Raw genomic sequence first — 14,857 nt, 5'->3', positions numbered from 1 at the left:
CTACTTTTGACTGTGATGTAATAGTGAAAGCACTTAAATACTTACTGTGGATTCTCCTGTGTTTACTCATACTGGTGCCAGTACTGGTCATAGACTTGTCGCCGCAGATATCAGTTGCATCAGGCGAACAGGTTAATAAAGCAGATACTGTAAATACCTTATTGCAACAGATGCGCGGAGTATTTCGTGAACGCGATGTGACACATCAAATTACAGTTACCGAAGCGCAAGCACAAAGCCTCGCAGGGTTTATCCAGCGTGCGCATACCAAAGCTCATGTAGACGCCGCATTTGACCAAGACTCAGCGCAATTTCAACTCAGTTATTATCTTGGTCATCTCTTTACAGACTTTTACCTGAATGTTGAAGTTGATTTATCATCAGGCTCGGGTATTGAGCTTAATAGAGTGAAAGTGGGCGACCTCAGTTTGCCCGGCGCCGTTGCGCTGCCGCTTATGAGTTTTGTCGTGAATCAATATACCAAAACAGATGTGGCAACGGTTGCACAGCAATGGGTAAAAAGTGTCACCATTTCAAAGGACGAACTATCAATTGACCTTGCTGAGTCTGCTCCGTTATTTGATCAACTCAAACGGATTGATACTGGGTCTGATGAGAGCACATATGCATTTAGAATGCGGGTTGGTCATTACGTTCGTATGTTGGAAGCCTTACCCTATCCGACGCAATCTAAACCGTCTTTGTCGTACTACCTTAGAGCTGCAATGATGGAAGCGCGAACACAAAGCAAAAATAGTAATCCGGCATTGGAGAATGAAGCTGCCATTCTTGCTTTGGCCATTTTTACAGGCAGCTATCGCTTTGCTCATTTGGTAGGCGACATTGGCATTTCGATAAAAGCCATGCCCACTGCACCTGAAGCTCCCACACTATCGACGCGAATGGACTTAAGCCTTCATTTTATATTTTCTGCCGCTATCAAACTATTGTCGGAGCAGGGCTTTAGCCTAGCGGTAGGTGAGTTTAAAGAATTAATGGACAGAGGGCCAAACGGCTCAGGATATAGTTTCAGGGATTTGGCGGCTGACATGGCCGGTGCGCACTTTGCCGCGCTTGCGGTTGATCCAAATCGAGCGAGGGAAGTGCAGCAAATCATAATAAACAATCAAGACGAAGCGATATTCTTCCCTAAAACAGACGGGCTTGATGAGGGACTTGATACCAAAGCCTTCGTTAGTAAATATCAGGCCGTAGACAGCCCAATTTATCAACAAACCGTGCAGCTTATTCAAAGTAGAATTGAGGCTTTGCCCATCTCGCAATAAATCGGGTTCGTGACTGCGTTATGCTAAGGTAAAGTATGCAGCACCTAAGCCCATTAAAGTAGTCTTCACAGGAAAACTATGATGAAATTTTTATTAAGCCTTTGTCTTGCGAGTGTGGTAATAGCAAGTGTTCAGGCCTCTGCCGTTTATAAGCTAAGCAAGGGAGATGACTGGATATACCTTGGCGGTACTATTCATGTTCTGTCTGAAGCTGACTTCCCGCTAGCGGCAGCCTATGAGATTGCGTTTGAGCAAGCCGACGAAGTCGTTTTTGAAACCGATTTAGCTGCGTTTGCTCGCCCAGAAACCCAAGCGAAATTGATGCCTGTGATGATGCAACCTGAGGGTCAAACCTTAAGCTCGCAATTGTCATCAGAGACACTCAAGGCACTTACCGAACACCTTAGCGAAAAGGGGCTTCCTATTGCACAAATTGACGGCTTAACGGCAACCGGTGCTATGCTCACTCTTACAATCATGGAGTTTGAGTCAAAAGGCTTTAGTAGCGAGGGGGTAGACGCCTTTTACCATACAAAAGCACTGAAAGAACAAAAATCCATTTCATGGCTAGAGAGCGTCGACACTCAAATAGCGCTTTTAGATAGTTTCGACAACGGCTCGCCAAATGAACTAATTGAATACACCTTACTAGAAATGGCCAAAAGTGACGAAGCGATAAACGCGCTTTACAGTGCATGGAAAAGCGGCGATATGAAAGCACTCGCAAGCGTTGGTTTGACTCAAATGAAAGAGGAGCACCCGCAGATTTATCGAGACCTTATGGTGGATAGGAACAATAAATGGTTGCCTCAAATAGAATTGATGTTTGGCGATGAAAACACCGAATATGTGTTAGTCGGCGCCCTACATTTAGCGGGTGAAGATGGCATTCTTAAATTGATGCAAGAAAAAGGCTACCACATAGAAAAGCTGTAGCCTTCAGTCAGTGTGCGCAGAGCCTTATTCCCTATCTTGGAAAATATCTTCTATCCGCATATTAAATAATCGAGCGGCTTTAAAAGCGAGCGATAGGCTTGGGTCGTATTTCCCTTTTTCTATCGCGATGACGGTTTGTCGCGACACATTGAGGGCTTTGGCTAAATCTGCCTGCGTCCAATCTCGCTCAGCTCTAAGTACCTTAAATCGATTCTTCATGCGTACCTGCGTGAGGTGATAAATATCATGATCAAATACGTTATTCCCATTACGAACAAAATACTAGAAGGGTTAGGTGTAAAGCTTATCAGTTTGATGGGTTCCAATAGACCGAATATTGCACCAAACACCATACTGACACCTAAAGACATCGCCATAGCTTCCAGTTGAATACGCTGTTGCAGCTCGTCCAAGCCTAAAAGATGCTGTTTATTGGCAACAATCATTTTATATCCCATCACGAGATTAGTAATCACCGTGCATACAGAAATGACTTTGTGATAATCCCAAAGCGTAGATGGACCAAACGATACAATCGCTAAGCTAAGTAGCCACAAACCCGTCCATAACGCGAGTTGTTTTGTGTTTTTTACGGTACGAGTGGATATATCAGTGTCATCAGGATGCGTATTAGTCATATCAAACTCCTCAGTTTATTAAAAGTAAAGTAAGCTTTACTTTAAGAAAAGGTAGCTTGTCATTAATAATATGTCAAGCGAACTTTACTTTTTGTACTGAAAAAACAACATATAAGCGAGTTTCGTTTATCTGATTAAGCCTGTCATTATAAATGACACTCACGAGTAAAATTGCTTACTTATTAACCTCAACTCGGGACAAGCGATAGCGCCAAGCAGCGCTAAAAACGCGAATTACTGCGTTGCAAAAGCGAGCAATAGAATAACTATTACGTCTCTTTTGCGCCTTGCACTTCACGTTTTTATCACTACTTGGTGACAATTTATTAAATACATCGTTAAAACGAACATTTGCACTATCGCTTATCCCGAGTTGAGGTTTATTAGGGAATTTGGTACATGGATTTGGTGAAGGGTTTATTAATGGTGTTTCAGTAAAAATTTGATCGGAAGTGCACATTCGATCACAGAGGGCTTACTTTGCTTTAAGCGAAGACTTAAATTGTTCAAGGGTGGTTAGTAATAGCTCTAGTTTTTTTACGATAATAGATAACACTTGTTTTTGCGAATGGTCGATAGTATTTGACGATTTAAGCTCTGTGTTTTGGGCTTGTTGATTTTGCTCTGCTATACCTGCTACGTCTCCCGCGACTTCTTCAACATAGGCTTTAAATCGTTTGCTGCGCGTTATGAAAGGAGACTCATCGCCGAAAATGGTATTAAACTTCCCTTTGCCATCTCGGCCTAGCTGGTCAAGTGCAGCATCCGCATCAATCGCTTTGCGATAAACAACCTGAAGGTTTTCATTTAAAGCGGATATAAGTTTTGTCATGCTAAAGCCTTTATCTATTATGGCACGTTCGTTCGTAGCTCAAAGGGCGCTAAGTGTGCCTTGTTTTAATAAAGGTCTCAACTTCATTAATCGTATTTTTTGCCGATAAGTAAAAGCAGGCAATTTTGCTTGCTCTTAAGCGTGTGTATAACAGACATCAAAATGATCGGTGTAGGTTATGGATACGAGAGGAAAAGACAATGGATATACAAGGTGCATCCAGCGTTGCTTACACCCTTGAGTTAAAATCTGCACAAATGGCGAACAACCAGCAGAAGCAAGAGGGTGAGGCGGTTTTGCAGCTCTTAGAAGCTGCGCAACCTATGCCTGTTGCAAGTGGAAGTGTGGGTGGCAATATAAACACCTACGCTTGAGGTGCTTGCATCAAGCTAAGGCGCTAATCCTAAATCAATCGGCGTTTTGCCGGGTTGTCCAGCTATTTCTCTAACGAGTTTGGGCACTAAAAAGCCCGGCTGACGCTTTATCAATTCAGCCATCATATCTAGCGCCTTTTGCTTGTAAACGTCGAAATGCGCAGCCCCGTCCACTTTATCTAGCATATGCAAATAGTAAGGTAGCACACCGGCAGAAAATACGGCTTCGTTCAGCGCTATTTGGGCTTGAACACTATCGTTTATCCCTTTTAGCAATACCGCTTGATTAAGTAAAGTGACACCATGAGATTTAAGCGCTAGGCATTTTTCTATGAAACTGGGTGAGACCTCGTTTGCGTGGTTAATGTGAAAAACCATGATTTTTTGTTTCTGTGAATGCCCAAACCAAGCTAAAAACGCCTCGTCAATTCTTGCCGGGATAACCACCGGAAGCCTTGTGTGAATGCGTATTCGCTTGATGTGTTCAATTGCGCCAATTTCCTTTGCAAGCCACGAAAGATGCGAATCTTTGGCCATTAATGGGTCGCCACCTGAAAAAATGACCTCGTCTAAATTCGTATCTGCACGTAAGTAGGCGATGATGTTCAACCATTTTTCTTTGTTTACGGCGTTGTCTTGATACGGAAAGTGCCTTCGAAAACAATAGCGGCAGTTTACGGCACAGCCACCTTTAACAATCAGTAGTGCGCGATTCATGTACTTATGCAACAAGCCTGCATGCTCATTGTTTTGCTCCGCCAGTGGATCAATAGAGAACCCCTCGACTTGAGCAGACTCATCTTGATGGGGGAAGACTTGCCTTAAAAGTGGATCATCCCATTCACCATGCTGCATCTGGTCGGCAAACGGGCGGGGCACACGCATGCTAAAAAGTTTGCGAGACGCAAAATGTTGAGCATAGTGTTGTGGGTCTAAGCCTAAATATTCTAAGAGAGATTCGGGTTGAGTAAATGCTCTTGCTAATTCTTTTTGCCAGTTAATCTCTACAGCAATGTTTTTTTTAGGTATCATTTGTTTAGATATCATTTGCACTTTATTAAATTTCCACAGCGTTTTTTGCAAAATTAAGGATAGTAGACATAAATGGCTAACTTCAGCACAAACGAGTTTAAAGCAGGTCTTAAGATCATGCTAGATGGTGAACCCTGTTCTATTCTAGAAAATGAGTACGTAAAGCCGGGTAAAGGTCAGGCGTTTAACCGCGTGCGCATTCGTAAACTCATCTCAGGAAAAGTACTCGAAAAAACATTTCGCTCTGGCGAGTCTGTTGAAGGTGCTGACGTCATGGACACTACGCTTGCCTACTTATACACAGACGGTGAGTTCTGGCATTTTATGAACAACGAGACCTTCGAGCAAATTGCAGCAGATGCAAAGGCGGTGGGTGATAACGCGAAATGGCTGGTTGAGAACGATGAGTGCACACTAACCTTATTCAACGGCAGCCCTATAGTAGTCACTCCGCCTAATTTCGTAGAACTTGAAATAACCGAAACGGACCCAGGCTTAAAAGGCGATACCGCTGGCACGGGCGGAAAACCAGCAACTCTCAGTACAGGCGCCGTGGTACGCGTGCCATTATTTGTCCAGCAAGGCGAAGTGATAAAAGTGGATACACGAAGCGGCGAGTACGCCTCTCGCGCTCAAAAGTAAATGCATTGGCAACCCTCTGCCAATATCCACATGCTACGCAAGCGCGCAGCCATGTTAAAGTCAGTTAGAGCATTTTTTGAGACAAGACAGGTCTTAGAGGTTGAAACGCCGATCTTAGGCCAGTTTTCTGTAACTGACCCACACATGGATGCGATGTCGAGCGTACTTTCAGAAAAAAGCGGTCAGCCTTTTTACTTGCAAACTTCACCTGAATATCACATGAAGCGACTGTTATGCGCGGGATCAGGCGACATTTTTCAATTATCAAAATGTTTCCGACAGGACGAATGTGGTTCACATCATAACCCGGAGTTTACGATGCTCGAGTGGTATCGACTCGGATATACGATGCAAAACTTGATTGATGAAGTTGATGAGTTCTTGCAATGCATCCTAAACACCAAACCCTGTATTCAGCTAAGTTATCAAGACGCATTTTATCGCGCCGTTTGTATTGACCCGCTGACAGCTTCATTCGATGATTTATGGGGCTTTCTGCTGCAAAAAGGATACGAAGATTACCTTCAGCAGTTAAGCCTAGCTTATGGCACCAACGAAAGTCATTTAGAGAAAGAGCAATTATTGCTCGACAGCATGCTGCAATTAATATTCTCTGAGTTTGTTGAGCCTAAGCTTGCTACCCTCGCAAAAGGCAACAAACCGCGCGCTCTGCAGAGCAAAGAAAACACCAAGCAAATTACCTGTGTTAGTCACTTTCCGGCAAGCCAGGCAGCACTGGCGAAGGTTGATGAGGAATCTGGGTGTGCTCTGCGCTTCGAGTTCTACTCAGGAGATGTAGAGCTTGCGAATGGCTTTGAGGAGTTAGATGATCCACACATTCAATTTTCTCGCTTTAAGAAAGACAATCAACAGCGCCTACAAATGCAAAAACCAGAAAGACAAATTGATCATCGATTTTTAGCTGCGCTGCGTTCACAGCTTCCGGCATGCAGCGGGGTTGCGCTAGGCATAGATCGACTATGTATGATAGCTACAGGGGCTACACCTATTTCGGATGTGTTGAGCTTCGATATTCAAAGGGCGTAACTGGAGCTGCAACGGACGCGTTGAGAAGCACCAATAAGACGAAATTAAGTTGTTTTAGAGTGTCGACAAATCGCAAGAACCTGCTATAACAATAATCTGTTACTAATTTGCGACATTTTTTAGTGGATAGGCTGGTGGCCTCTATTGCGAGATTATACCGCTGGTTTTGCGCTAAAGAAGACGACTAAATTGCCGATATTTCTATGCATATACGGGCAATCTTTGTAAACAACGAAATCAGCTTATGAATTGTGAAAAGTGCAAACAGTCAAAGCCGCTCCCCATAGAAATCACCATGGCGTTTCAACCCATTGTTGATTTGGACACTTTTTCCGTCTATGGCTACGAGGCGCTAGTTCGCCCAAAGGCAGGTGGATCTGCCGCACAGGTATTTGAAGCAGTGCCCAAAGAAGATATTTATTTCTTAGACCAAGCCTGCCGCGTGAAAGCGATAGAGCTTGCATCTGAACTTGGCTTAGACAGTTATCTTTCAATTAACTTTATGCCTAACGCGGTCTATGAACCCTCGCGATGTATATCAACCACTTTGCGTACGGCGAAAAAAGTCAATTTCCCTACCAATAAGATTATTTTCGAATTTACCGAGACAGAGTCGATTTATGATACAGAGCATCTAGTCAACATCATAAACGATTATCAATCCAGAGGCTTTCAAACTGCCATTGATGATTTTGGTGCCGGATATTCGGGGATCAAGTTGCTATGCGATGTACATACGGACGTTGTTAAAATTGACCGCGCATTAATTATCAATATCGATAAGGATGAGCGTCGACAGCGAATTGTTGCAGATGTAAAAACATTGCTCGAAGATAACTCAAACCGAATCGTAGTAGAGGGCGTTGAAACTTTGGAAGAGTTGAGCGTCTTGTACGGTATGGGTTTTCGCTACTTCCAAGGCTATTACTTTGCAAAGCCTGTTGTTGAAGCCTTGCCTCAAGTCGATTTTGCATCCATCAAGGCTAGCTTATTGCCCGCATTAAGCGCAGTTAGATAACCCGAACACTGCCTCTTATCCAGAGTCCGGGTTAAGTAAACACTGCGTAAATATTTGATTCTGGTTCCAATTAAGAACAGAGTCTTAGTGCTTACTTGTTGGGCGTACGCAATACCATCAAGCGAATCTCTGTCATATCAGCAATGGCATAACGAATACCTTCTCGCCCCAGCCCAGACTCCTTAACACCGCCGTATGGCATATTATCCACTCGCCAGCTAGGTACATCCCCAATCACCACACCACCGACTTCTAGTTCGTCCCACGCCTTATGTGCTTTATAGATGTCTCGCGTAAAAATACCGGCTTGTAGACCAAACTGGCTTTGATTGACGCGCTTTAAGGCTTCATCAAAATCACTAAAGCTACTCAACACGGAAACAGGGCCAAATGCTTCTTCTGCGTTTACTTCGCTATCAGGTGCAGCGTTCTCGAGAATCGTTGCTTGCAACATAGCACCGTCGCGCTCACCGCCACATAGCAATTTCGCACCGCCTTCTACGGCGTTCTTTATCCAACCTTCAAGGCGCTCGGCTTCAGACACTGAAATCATCGGGCCGATAAAGGTATTTTCATCGCTTGGATCACCGTGAACGAGGTTTTTCACTTTTTCCACAAAAGCAGTTTTGAAATGATCATAAATGTCTTCGTGCACAATAATGCGCTGCACGCTGATGCAGCTTTGCCCTGACTGATAATAGGCACCAAAAATGATGCGCTCTACCGCATCGTCAATGTCGGCATCACTGTCGACTACGCAAGCTGCATTGCCGCCAAGCTCTAAAATAACCGGCTTCTTGCCTGCTTTGGCTTTAAGCTGCCAGCCTACATCGGGCGATCCAGTGAAACTTAATAGTTTGAAACGCTCGTCTGTGGTAAATAAATCTGCGCCATCGCGACTGCAAGGGAGGATGGAAAAAGCACCTTTCGGCAGATCCGTTTCAGCTAGAATTTCACCAATAATTAATGCACCAATTGGCGTGCGACTAGCAGGTTTCAACACAAATGCGCAGCCAGCAGCAATTGCAGGGGCGACTTTATGCGCAGCTAAATTAAGCGGGAAGTTAAACGGTGATATAAACGAGCAGGGACCAATAGGTACATGTTTATACATGCCAGTATAACCTTTCGCTCTCTCTGTAATCTCTAAATTGGTCACCTCACCGTTAATGCGCACCGATTCTTCGGCTGCGATTTTGAAAGTGTCGATTAAGCGCGTAACTTCTCCACGCGCATCCTTGATGGGTTTGCCAGCTTCTAAGCATAATGCATCGGCTAGTTCATCATAGCGAGCTTGAAAGCCATCTACGCAGTGTTGCAGAATCTGTTGACGTTTATAAGGCGGCATTTTGTTAAGTTCGCCTTGTGCCAATTCGGCCGCAGCGATTGCTTCGTCAATCACGTTTGCATCTGCAAGCGCCACTTTGGTTGCCACTTCTTGTGTGTATTTGTTGGTGACTTCTAGCTTTTCGTTGGCATAAACCGCTTTATTGGCCAAATAGTAGGGATAGGATTTTGCTAACATGAGTTCTCCTTAAAGCTTGGCACTTAATTCACGAATGGTTTTGTTGAGTGTCTCATCGTTTAAGCTGTAGTCGATAGGCACGTCAATCAAATGCACTGCCGGATCGGCCAAACAGTCTTGGATTTGTTGGCTGAGCTCATCTGCAGCACTGACGCGCCAGCCTTTACCGCCATAACTCTCAACATACTTCACAAAGTCGGGGTTTTGGTAGTCCAGGCCGTAGTTATCAAAGCCCATATTTGATTGTTTCCACTTAATCATACCGTAGGCATCGTCCCGCAGGATCAAGATAACAATATGCAATTTTAAACGCACGGCGGTTTCAATTTCCTGACTATTCATCATAAACCCGCCGTCACCACATACGGTAATCACGGCTTTTTCCGGATGCACAAGCTTGGCTGCCATCGCTGAGGGCAAACCCGCTCCCATTGTCGCTAAGGCGTTATCGAGCAGGAGGGTATTGGGAAAATACGCGGGATAGTTACGAGCAAACCAAATTTTATATACGCCATTGTCGAGCGTAACAATGCCGTCTTTAGGCATTGCACTTCTGACTTCTTTGACCAAGCGTTCGGGTAATATAGGGAAGCGGTCGTCTTTTTCAGCGGCACATCTGTGGTCGTAATATGCATGGTTAACGTCTTCAAAAAAGCCTAGTTTCCAATGATCTTGCTGGCTGATAGCTTCTTTTATTTGCCAGATACTGTTGGCTATATCGCCCACAAGTTCCAGCTGAGGAAAATAAACAGGGTCCACGGCAGCAGAATCAAAGTTGATGTGCATGACTTTTTGCCCGCCTTCTTCCATAAAAAATGGCGGCTTTTCGACAACGTCGTGACCGACATTGATAATGAGGTCAGCACGCTTTATCGCTCGGTGTACAAAATCACCGCTTGATAATGCAGTATTTCCCATGAACAAAGGATGGCTTTCATCCAAAACACCTTTGCCCATTTGGGTAGTGATAAACGGAATTCCCGTTTTTTCGACAAATTCTCCAAGCATCTTTGCTGTCAACTTACGATTAGCACCCGCACCAATCAGCAGAACTGGTGAAGTAGCCTGCTCAATCATATCTACCGCAGCATTGATTGCTTTGTATTCAGCAATCGGTCGTCGTACTTTGCTTGATGGAATAAGTGGTGCGCTTGTTGATTCAGCGGCAATGTCCTCAGGTAGTTCAATATGCGTCGCACCGGGGCGCTCTTCACTGGCCAATCTAAATGCTTCTCTGACCACCGAGGGAATGCGGTCACCGCTCACTACCTGTGCGGTATATTTGGTGATAGGTCGCATCATATCCACAACATCTATTACTTGAAAACGCCCTTGTTTACTCGTTTTAATTGGTTTTTGACCCGTAATCATTAAAATCGGCATGGCGCCAAGTTGCGCGTAAGCGGCGGGCGTGACCAAATTCGTTGCGCCCGGTCCAAGAGTAGATAAACACACGCCAACTTTACCGGTTAATCTGCCGTAAGTCGCAGCCATAAAGCCTGCGCCTTGTTCATGACGAGTAAGAATAAGCTTAATGGATGAGTTGCGAAGAGACTCTAGTAAGTCGAGGTTTTCCTCACCCGGAATGCCAAAAATATATTCAACACCTTCTGCTTCTAAGGCCTTAATCATTAAATCGGAGGCTTTCATTCAGGTTTCCTTTTGGTGGAGAGTGTTTATTAAACGCTTAGTTGTTGATTAAAATAAACGGCAAATTGAAACGAATTTGCCGTTTTGCCAGTCACATGTATACCGCATTCTTGCGTTTAGACGATATATCTTTATTTGATAGCATAGAAGCGGTCGCGGATTATTTCCACATGACCTATGATGATGCGCACTGATTTAAAGCAGATACCCGAGCCATAAACGCAACATGCGAAAGACTTATCCCAGAATGCCTAAACAAATTGCCTTTTTGACCAAGCATGGTAAAGAGTTAATTGTTGCGCCCATTCTAAAAGCATCACTGAGTCTTGAGCTAGTGCACACATTCGACTTTGACACCGATAAGCTAGGCACCTTTGACCACGAAATTAAAAGGACACTATCGGCAAAGGACACGGCACTAAAAAAGGCGCACCTTGCATGCAAACTAACAGGCCTTAGTGCGGGCCTTGGTAGTGAGGGCAGTTTTAACCAGTCAATGGGTCTTGGCGTGATGGATCAAGAAATACTAGCCTTTGTTGACTTAACCAATAATATAGAAATTATTGCTTGGCACAGTGCGGCCGTTTCACTCTCCACAAAGACCTTGCACAACGAAGGGGAGTTAGTTGAGCTTCTTCGCCAATTCCCCAATCAAGCGTGGCATATAGCGCAATCTGGGGCGGCACACGCTAAGCTCGTTGAAAAAGGCGTAGTAGGAATAAGCGCACTTAAAAGAGCATTCGAAACAAAGGCATTTCCACAATATTTGGTGCCTGATTTTAGGTCAATGCATTGCCCGGAACGACAGCGCGTGATTGCAGGCGCGACTAGAGACCTCGTCGAGCGCATCAACGCGCACTGTCCGAACTGTGGCTTCCCGGACTTTTTCTTTGAGCATGAGCAGAAAGGTTTGCCTTGCGGGATATGCGAAGCGCCCACTCAACTGGCAAAAGCGATTGCGGCAAATTGCGGTAAGTGCGGCCATAAAGAAAGCCGGGCACTTGAACAACAGAGCGCTTCATCGTTTTACTGCAGCTTTTGCAATCCTTAAGTCAAGGGATGGAAGTTGTGGCTCGCAGGAGTGCTTATGTGATTTGCAAATACTGAGTTGCGAAGTCGTCAAAGGGAATGGGTCGACAAAAGTAAAAACCCTGAAACAGCGAAAAGCCCTCATCCACTAAAAGCTCAAAATCTGCTTTGGTCTCGACCCCTTCAATAATAACGTCTGCATGGAGTGTCTTACACATGTTTAGAATCGACACGAGCAAATTTTTAGCTTGCTTGTTTTCGTGAATACTAAACATAAAGCTGCGATCTATTTTAATTGCGTCAAAACTTACTTGCCGTAAATAGCTTAAAGATGAATATCCAGTACCAAAGTCGTCCAAGGAAATACCTACGCCTAGTGCCTGAATTTCATTCAGTCTCTTGGTTGCCAATTCAGCATTATTTATAAACACAGACTCCGTTATTTCCAGCTCAAGCAAATGGCATGGCAAGGCATACTCATCGCATATGCTTTTTAGGTGCGGGATAAAAGCATTATCAAGTAGCTGCATGGGAGAGATATTGACTGAAATAGACAGGTCTTGGTTCGGTAAAATCCGCCTTGCTTCCAGCAAATAGCGGGCGCCGGCTTTAATTGCCAGTAATCCGATCTCTGAGTATAGACCATGCTGTTCGAGCATAGGAATAAACTCAGCCGGTGACACCTGACCTAACTTGCTACTGTGCCATCTTGCTAACACTTCGCCAGACACAAGCTTCTGATGTGCATCAAATTTTCCCTGTATGTAAAACTCAAAATCCTGATTGGATAAGGCCAGCTTCAATTCATTCAACATAGTGATTCTGCGCAATGCTTTGTCACCAAATTTGGGTTCGTATGTCATCCAACGTCCTTTGTTTTGACGTTTCGCTTCATACATCGCCATATCAGCGTGTCGAATAAGTGCATCAAAGTCAGTGCCGTCCTTTGGGTAAACAGCGACACCCACCGACACTGATACATTAAATCCATATCGTTTGACGTCTAACTCGGCCTGCTTAAAGCTTTGCAATATCTTGTTTGCTTGTCGTTGCCATTCGCAATCATCGGTATATTCGCATGTAACCACAAACTCGTCGCCACCCCAGCGAGCGAGCAGCGATTCATTCGCTACTGAATGACTTAAGGTTTGTCCAATACCTCGTAGCAAGGCATCGCCAGCCTCATGTCCGATACTGTCGTTAACATCTTTAAACCCATCTAGGTCTAAAAACAGCACGGCTAATTTTGTAGTCTTCGATGAGGCTATTTTTTGCGTTAATGCCTCTTGAAGTGCGCTGCGATTAAGTAAGCCCGTTAGGGCGTCATGTCGCGCCATTTTCCTTAATTGGGCTTGGGTATGCTTGCGCTCCGTTAAGTCTTTAATGCTGCACACGATGTAAACTTTCGACTGCTCCTCAATGATGAGACTATTGAATAATACTTCTACAGGAATGATATGTTTATTGTATCTAAGCTGAGCTTCAATCACTTCGATGGACTGTTCGAAGTGTTGTTTTATTTCTTCTTGTGAGAGGGAGAGCAGTTCGCTGATAGAGCACCCTTTCAGTTTCGCTCGCTGGACCTCTAGCCTCGCCCCCAGTGCTCTGTTGGCCTCTAATATCTCAAGCTGGTGATTTAAAATCAGCATGGGCTCTTGTGAGTTTGCGAATACGTGCGCCATTAGTCTGTGCGACTCTTTGGCTCTTACGAGTTGATCCACGTCTATAACCGTTCCAATGGCCCTAAGCGCATTGCCAGCGTCGTCGAACGCTACCGCCTTGCCCTGGATGCGTTGCCAGCGATAAGACTTATCCGATGCCCGTATTTTGAGCTCACAATCAATGCCATCAGCGGCTCGACTTCGTATTCCATGTACTTTGTCGCTGAACTCTTTACGGTTGTCTTGATGTATCGCCTCGAAAAACTCTGAAAATCCAATGTTAGCTTCACGCAAGATATTAGGATCATCGTCTTGGAAAAAACGACAGTAAGACGAATTGCTCTCCTTTCGCCAATCCCACACCGAACCGCCAGATGCCCATATCGCCATGTCAAGTACATCCCTTACTGACTTAGTGTCCTCATGCGCGTTGTATACTTCAGTTGTTTTTTCAATCAATAAGCGTTCGGCTTCAAGACGCGCAAGTTTTTCTCGGTAAAGGCGTTTTTCTAACAGAGTTTTTCTCGCGAGTTGCGCGTTTGTTAGTGTCATGGATTTATGCCACTTTATTTGTTTTTTTGATGCGAATCAGCACATCGAACTTGTCGTCATCTGATGGCAGCAACTCAGTCGTTATTGCTTCATCAAACATTCTGCTGGCCTCATTTAATAATCCAAGTGCAAGGTGCTCAAGTCGTCGTTCGGAATGATATAGCAAATCCATTGTGCGCTGGTTGGAAAATGCGACCTTAAATCGAGGTAAACTGGCATTTGAATAAAGTTTTTTAACTGTAACGTGAATTTCTTTATCGAGCTTTTCTAGTAAGTCGAATAAATCCCTGTAGTGCTCAAGCAAGTGGGGGTGTCCACTTGCGATATCCCGCATCAAGTGTTCGCCAAAAGCCGTTAGCAATTCGTTTAAAGGTATTTGGACTTTTCTAGAGAGTACTTTGATAATCGAAAGTAATTCAGAGAAACTATAGTACCCTACGGACGTATAGGCACCTTGAGTACTCAAATCGGCATCGTCTAGCACTTTAGCTGCAAATTCGTATGAGTATTTACTTTCTACCATGTTAACTAAACTTGTGAATACCAGACCTAGCATGTAGCCCCTTACATAGATAATTTAAGCTTTATTTATTCAAATTTATCGGTAGATAGCTCAATTACTTCAGCCGTAAAAT

The 14,857-nt window shown here is 44.3% G+C and carries 15 protein-coding genes; 7 read left to right on the top strand and 8 right to left on the bottom strand.

The genetic code is table 11. The features are described from left to right. Positions 1–23: 23 nt before the first annotated feature. The gene (locus tag PN836_RS09140) at positions 24–1,286 is read left to right on the top strand and encodes a hypothetical protein (protein ID WP_395344955.1); all 1,263 of its coding nucleotides are present in this window, start codon (positions 24–26) and stop codon (positions 1,284–1,286) included. A gap of 78 nt (positions 1,287–1,364) precedes the next feature. Further along, a complete protein-coding gene (locus PN836_RS09135; RefSeq protein ID WP_395344953.1) occupies positions 1,365–2,222 on the top strand; it encodes a TraB/GumN family protein in 858 nt (285 codons plus the stop codon). Positions 2,223–2,246: 24 nt separating this feature from the next. On the opposite strand, the gene PN836_RS09130 is transcribed toward PN836_RS09135, so the two are convergent. From PN836_RS09130 to PN836_RS09120, 3 genes are all read right to left on the bottom strand, one after another. Continuing rightward, positions 2,247–2,441 (bottom strand): helix-turn-helix transcriptional regulator, encoded by a 195-nt coding sequence (locus PN836_RS09130; RefSeq protein ID WP_395344951.1) that lies wholly within the window; start codon positions 2,439–2,441, stop codon positions 2,247–2,249. Continuing rightward, positions 2,438–2,860 carry a hypothetical protein gene (locus PN836_RS09125; protein ID WP_395344949.1) on the bottom strand — a complete coding sequence of 141 codons (423 nt, stop codon included), beginning with the start codon at positions 2,858–2,860 and terminating at the stop codon, positions 2,438–2,440. The genes PN836_RS09130 and PN836_RS09125 overlap by 4 nt, the downstream gene beginning before the upstream one ends. A 475-nt stretch (positions 2,861–3,335) precedes the next feature. Next, the gene (locus PN836_RS09120; RefSeq protein ID WP_395344947.1) at positions 3,336–3,692 is read right to left on the bottom strand and encodes a hypothetical protein; all 357 of its coding nucleotides are present in this window, start codon (positions 3,690–3,692) and stop codon (positions 3,336–3,338) included. A 200-nt stretch (positions 3,693–3,892) separates the two neighbouring features. Between PN836_RS09120 and PN836_RS09115 the strand changes: the two genes are divergently transcribed. Continuing rightward, positions 3,893–4,066 carry a hypothetical protein gene (locus PN836_RS09115; protein ID WP_395344946.1) on the top strand — a complete coding sequence of 58 codons (174 nt, stop codon included), beginning with the start codon at positions 3,893–3,895 and terminating at the stop codon, positions 4,064–4,066. Positions 4,067–4,081: 15 nt separating this feature from the next. Here the strand turns inward: PN836_RS09115 and epmB are convergent, their stop codons facing one another. Next, the gene (gene epmB, locus PN836_RS09110) at positions 4,082–5,098 is read right to left on the bottom strand and encodes an EF-P beta-lysylation protein EpmB (RefSeq protein WP_395344944.1); all 1,017 of its coding nucleotides are present in this window, start codon (positions 5,096–5,098) and stop codon (positions 4,082–4,084) included. A 72-nt stretch (positions 5,099–5,170) separates the two neighbouring features. On the opposite strand from epmB, the gene efp reads away from it, so the two are divergent. The 3 genes from efp to PN836_RS09095 all read left to right on the top strand — a co-directional run bounded on the left by efp (position 5,171) and on the right by PN836_RS09095 (position 7,805). Further along, the gene (gene efp, locus PN836_RS09105; protein WP_395344942.1) at positions 5,171–5,740 is read left to right on the top strand and encodes an elongation factor P; all 570 of its coding nucleotides are present in this window, start codon (positions 5,171–5,173) and stop codon (positions 5,738–5,740) included. Positions 5,741–5,791: 51 nt separating this feature from the next. After that, complete coding sequence (gene epmA, locus PN836_RS09100) at positions 5,792–6,787, top strand: EF-P lysine aminoacylase EpmA (RefSeq protein ID WP_395344940.1); 996 nt, start codon at positions 5,792–5,794, stop codon at positions 6,785–6,787. A 295-nt stretch (positions 6,788–7,082) separates the two neighbouring features. Further along, the gene (locus PN836_RS09095) at positions 7,083–7,805 is read left to right on the top strand and encodes an EAL domain-containing protein (RefSeq protein WP_395344938.1); all 723 of its coding nucleotides are present in this window, start codon (positions 7,083–7,085) and stop codon (positions 7,803–7,805) included. Between the two features lie 91 nt (positions 7,806–7,896). Here PN836_RS09095 and PN836_RS09090 read toward each other — a convergent pair whose 3' ends face one another. Both PN836_RS09090 and PN836_RS09085 read right to left on the bottom strand, forming a co-directional pair. After that, complete coding sequence (locus PN836_RS09090) at positions 7,897–9,330, bottom strand: aldehyde dehydrogenase family protein (RefSeq protein ID WP_395344936.1); 1,434 nt, start codon at positions 9,328–9,330, stop codon at positions 7,897–7,899. Positions 9,331–9,339: 9 nt separating this feature from the next. After that, positions 9,340–10,980, bottom strand: a complete 1,641-nt coding sequence (locus PN836_RS09085) for an acetolactate synthase large subunit (protein WP_395344934.1) — start codon at positions 10,978–10,980, stop codon at positions 9,340–9,342. A gap of 247 nt (positions 10,981–11,227) precedes the next feature. Here PN836_RS09085 and PN836_RS09080 point away from each other — a divergent pair, with 247 nt between their 5' ends. Continuing rightward, on the top strand, positions 11,228–12,031 hold the full coding sequence (locus PN836_RS09080) for a DUF6671 family protein (RefSeq protein WP_395344932.1): 804 nt from the start codon (positions 11,228–11,230) through the stop codon (positions 12,029–12,031). Positions 12,032–12,065: 34 nt separating this feature from the next. Here the strand turns inward: PN836_RS09080 and PN836_RS09075 are convergent, their stop codons facing one another. Together PN836_RS09075 and PN836_RS09070 are read right to left on the bottom strand one after the other, a co-directional pair. Continuing rightward, complete coding sequence (locus PN836_RS09075) at positions 12,066–14,222, bottom strand: putative bifunctional diguanylate cyclase/phosphodiesterase (RefSeq protein WP_395344930.1); 2,157 nt, start codon at positions 14,220–14,222, stop codon at positions 12,066–12,068. A gap of 4 nt (positions 14,223–14,226) precedes the next feature. Beyond that, entirely contained in the window at positions 14,227–14,778 is a 552-nt protein-coding gene (locus tag PN836_RS09070) for a heme NO-binding domain-containing protein (RefSeq protein ID WP_395344928.1), read from the bottom strand. Positions 14,779–14,857 lie beyond the last annotated feature (79 nt).

Origin of the sequence: Ningiella algicola (assembly GCF_028401415.2) — a bacterium.
Lineage (GTDB): Bacteria > Pseudomonadota > Gammaproteobacteria > Enterobacterales > Alteromonadaceae > Glaciecola.
The sequence above is the reverse complement of the archived record's forward strand: the minus strand, read 5'-3'. Positions and strand labels throughout refer to the sequence as shown.

What these genes read in the sequence shown, in the direction of transcription:
- PN836_RS09135 (WP_395344953.1), top strand. Translation starts at nt 1,365, where the DNA reads ATGATGAAATTTTTATTAAGCCTTTGTCTTGCGAGTGTGGTAATAGCA.
- epmA (WP_395344940.1), top strand. Translation starts at nt 5,792, where the DNA reads ATGTTAAAGTCAGTTAGAGCATTTTTTGAGACAAGACAGGTCTTAGAG.
- PN836_RS09075 (WP_395344930.1), bottom strand. Translation starts at nt 14,222, where the DNA reads ATGACACTAACAAACGCGCAACTCGCGAGAAAAACTCTGTTAGAAAAA.
- PN836_RS09085 (WP_395344934.1), bottom strand. Translation starts at nt 10,980, where the DNA reads ATGAAAGCCTCCGATTTAATGATTAAGGCCTTAGAAGCAGAAGGTGTT.
- efp (WP_395344942.1), top strand. Translation starts at nt 5,171, where the DNA reads ATGGCTAACTTCAGCACAAACGAGTTTAAAGCAGGTCTTAAGATCATG.
- PN836_RS09080 (WP_395344932.1), top strand. Translation starts at nt 11,228, where the DNA reads ATGCCTAAACAAATTGCCTTTTTGACCAAGCATGGTAAAGAGTTAATT.
- PN836_RS09070 (WP_395344928.1), bottom strand. Translation starts at nt 14,778, where the DNA reads ATGCTAGGTCTGGTATTCACAAGTTTAGTTAACATGGTAGAAAGTAAA.
- PN836_RS09130 (WP_395344951.1), bottom strand. Translation starts at nt 2,441, where the DNA reads ATGAAGAATCGATTTAAGGTACTTAGAGCTGAGCGAGATTGGACGCAG.
- epmB (WP_395344944.1), bottom strand. Translation starts at nt 5,098, where the DNA reads ATGATACCTAAAAAAAACATTGCTGTAGAGATTAACTGGCAAAAAGAA.
- PN836_RS09095 (WP_395344938.1), top strand. Translation starts at nt 7,083, where the DNA reads ATGGCGTTTCAACCCATTGTTGATTTGGACACTTTTTCCGTCTATGGC.
- PN836_RS09090 (WP_395344936.1), bottom strand. Translation starts at nt 9,330, where the DNA reads ATGTTAGCAAAATCCTATCCCTACTATTTGGCCAATAAAGCGGTTTAT.
- PN836_RS09115 (WP_395344946.1), top strand. Translation starts at nt 3,893, where the DNA reads ATGGATATACAAGGTGCATCCAGCGTTGCTTACACCCTTGAGTTAAAA.
- PN836_RS09120 (WP_395344947.1), bottom strand. Translation starts at nt 3,692, where the DNA reads ATGACAAAACTTATATCCGCTTTAAATGAAAACCTTCAGGTTGTTTAT.
- PN836_RS09125 (WP_395344949.1), bottom strand. Translation starts at nt 2,860, where the DNA reads ATGACTAATACGCATCCTGATGACACTGATATATCCACTCGTACCGTA.